3 protein-coding genes are annotated in these 2,650 nt (G+C 39.4%); all 3 read right to left on the bottom strand.

All coding sequences use genetic code 11. The features are described 5' to 3' along the window. Window positions 1-351 precede the first annotated feature (351 nt). Window positions 352-672 (bottom strand): hypothetical protein, encoded by a 321-nt coding sequence (locus tag K9V48_RS27645; protein ID WP_224142261.1) that lies wholly within the window; start codon window positions 670-672, stop codon window positions 352-354. A gap of 354 nt (window positions 673-1,026) precedes the next feature. Next, window positions 1,027-1,476 carry a spore coat protein GerQ gene (gene gerQ, locus K9V48_RS27640; RefSeq protein WP_224142260.1) on the bottom strand — a complete coding sequence of 150 codons (450 nt, stop codon included), beginning with the start codon at window positions 1,474-1,476 and terminating at the stop codon, window positions 1,027-1,029. A gap of 23 nt (window positions 1,477-1,499) precedes the next feature. Beyond that, window positions 1,500-1,922 carry a cell wall hydrolase gene (locus tag K9V48_RS27635; RefSeq protein WP_224142262.1) on the bottom strand — a complete coding sequence of 141 codons (423 nt, stop codon included), beginning with the start codon at window positions 1,920-1,922 and terminating at the stop codon, window positions 1,500-1,502. Window positions 1,923-2,650 lie beyond the last annotated feature (728 nt).

Here is a 2,650-nt window from a genome sequence, read left to right as displayed (position 1 = left end):
TTAGCGAGACTTATCACGCTCAGGAACGCCACATCCTGTGGCTTCGCCTGACTTGGACGTCCTGTCCTTCGTCGGATCTTTACGGGCAGTTATCTCCCACTTATCTTCTTTGCTTCTCTCGAATCTTGAAGTCGGAGTTTTACTGCCCGTTAAGGTGGGATAAACTCATCTAATGAAATGACTTCACCTCTTCTTGTAATCAATCCACCTGGTTTATCCCCAAAGAAATGAACACTTCTTAAAACAATTCCCTCAATCCATAAACAAATAGATAATATCCCTGCAAATAACCCTAATATAGCTGATATTCTTTGAATATCACACGCCCTCTATCGTTTCCCTTGTTGAATTTTACGGGCCAAAAGGTACAAAGTACCTAAACATGAAAGCCACAAATGCAAAAACTGAAATCGTACATATACAAGCTACATGCAATAGGATATACAGGATTTTACTTTTTCCTTTAATGAAAAATGAATAGATAAAGCCAAATAAAGGGTTCAATATTAAAAAAGGTAAGGAAATAGCGATTGTTCCTTTACCAATCATATGTACAACCTTTGAATCGACTTCTGCTAACCTTAATACACATATGAGTAAAACAGCTACACCTATTGTTGCGATTAGAGAAGTTAATGCAACCTTAGAAGGTTTTCGGAAAAATTTCTTCATACAATTCTCCTTTTTTTATTTCTTTATCAATATTTACTTATTAACTTAATTTCTTCAAATGGAAAGTATTACTTCACCCAATTACTGTATCACGATTTACTATATAATTGCTGAACTTCACAAAAAGTTAAGTGAAGCTGTTTTTATACGGGAAGAGATTCTCTGACTCTCTTCCTCGTAAAACCAAGCATACAGACCTAATTTATTATCTGTATTATCTTCAATTGTGTTAATAGCACCAGCGAAAACGTTCGCTTCAATTTATTGCCGAATTTGCATTCTATATGTGGTCAGAACTAAAAACCCGCTCATTTTCCAAAAAAGAAGTAAGCGGGTTTTAAGCATTCTACAAACTCAGTCCGATGTCGTCAGTGATGCCTGAACATCCGGATTAATTTGCGCTTGAGGGTAGTTAATTTGTTCTCCGAATTCTACCCAGTCGAGATTTGCCATCATCAACAGGTAGCGTTTACCGGTGGCCGGGTCGCTGATGATGATGTGGTCACGACCAGCCGTTTCTACGCGTCCTTGGTAAATCATTGCATTCCATTTGTCGTTACCTTGATAAGTAAAGTAGAATGTACCTATCTTACCTTTGTTGAAGCGTAGGATATTTTCGATAAATGATTCTTCCACTGTGCCTGCCGGAAATTGCTGCCCAGCCCCGATTGGAACCACTGGAACACCATACGAGGGTCCCATAGTCGTCGGATAGCCACCTGGTTGTTGTGCGCCGCTACTAGCCCGCATCATGGAAGTTGGATAATAATTCGTTGGATAATAACTAGAATCTCCACAAGTCATGAGAAGATCAGCTCCTTTTTAATTTATCTATAAAACTCTGGGCAATAGCCCGGTACCGCGACATAGAAGCAATGGTTCCTATGCGCAAAATCGAATTTCGTCATGGGGGATCTTGGCATCGTTTCGGTACAAGCAGCTCGGTACTTTTTCCCCGGACTGGGGTTAAAAAACCACAAATTCATTCTTGAACGAGGTTCCCTATCACCCTGTAACAAATTCCTGGCCCTCTGGAGGTCAGCTTCGTCAGGACGTTGTGTATACAATGTTCCATTTAAGACAGGCTCGAAGTGAGGAATTCCAGTTCCAGGTATGGTTTGATAGATCGCATGTCTGATATTGCGCAACCCTCTGAAGTCAGGAGCACAATCAGCCTCAACTCGATTGGCCACAACCGTTCCTACCATGTTCATCCCTTGAGAGCCTTCACCGCTCGCTTCCGCCAGCATGAGCCTCGCTAACTCCTCCACGTCACGTGAAGTATGCTTTATTCGTCTACCCATTTTCTCACTCCTTTGTCTTATACAGATAACTTATTACCTAAAGCTCGTTTTGGTAACTTGCCTATCAGCCCAAATACTTTACTTTTATCTACTGTTCAAACAACAAATACAAAAGCAGCCGCTCAAAATATAAAAATGTTTATAAAGCGAGAATTACCTTAGCTTTTACGGGCAGTTATCCCCCACCTTCGCCTCTTTGTGATTCACTCAAGCTTAGAGGTGGGGATATTACTGCCCGTTAATGCGGGATAAATCCATAGATTATGAATCCTATTTACTACAGTTTTCTTTCTTAATGACTGGTTCTAAAAAAATTTTTTTTAGAGGCCAATAGCACTCTTACTGAAATATAAAACATAAGAAAAACCTAAATGCGATTTATTTGAATATTTCCCAAAATGTGTATTTTCACATGAATTTTACTTCTTACTTAACTCTTAAATAGCTATGTATATTATAGGAATTTTCAATCCTCACCCTGGCAACGTAGAGATTTGGAACCTTTTTATATTTACAAAAACTTAAAGCCTTTCCAAATGGAAAGGCTTCAGATTGTCGACAAAAGGGGTTCGGAATGGTTTCATTCCGAACCCCTTTTGCGATTTTCTTGGAAATTCACCTCAAATGAATGAGGATAGACCTCTCTTAGCTCACTTTATTATGCCATTTCTGAA

The sequence above is a fragment of the Metabacillus rhizolycopersici genome (assembly GCF_020075705.1).
The sequence above is the reverse complement of the archived record's forward strand: the minus strand, read 5'-3'. Positions and strand labels throughout refer to the sequence as shown.

Excerpts from the sequence above, each read along its gene's own strand:
- gerQ (WP_224142260.1), bottom strand. The coding sequence starts at position 1,476 with ATGACTTGTGGAGATTCTAGTTATTATCCAACGAATTATTATCCAACT.
- K9V48_RS27645 (WP_224142261.1), bottom strand. The coding sequence starts at position 672 with ATGAAGAAATTTTTCCGAAAACCTTCTAAGGTTGCATTAACTTCTCTA.
- K9V48_RS27635 (WP_224142262.1), bottom strand. The coding sequence starts at position 1,922 with ATGCTGGCGGAAGCGAGCGGTGAAGGCTCTCAAGGGATGAACATGGTA.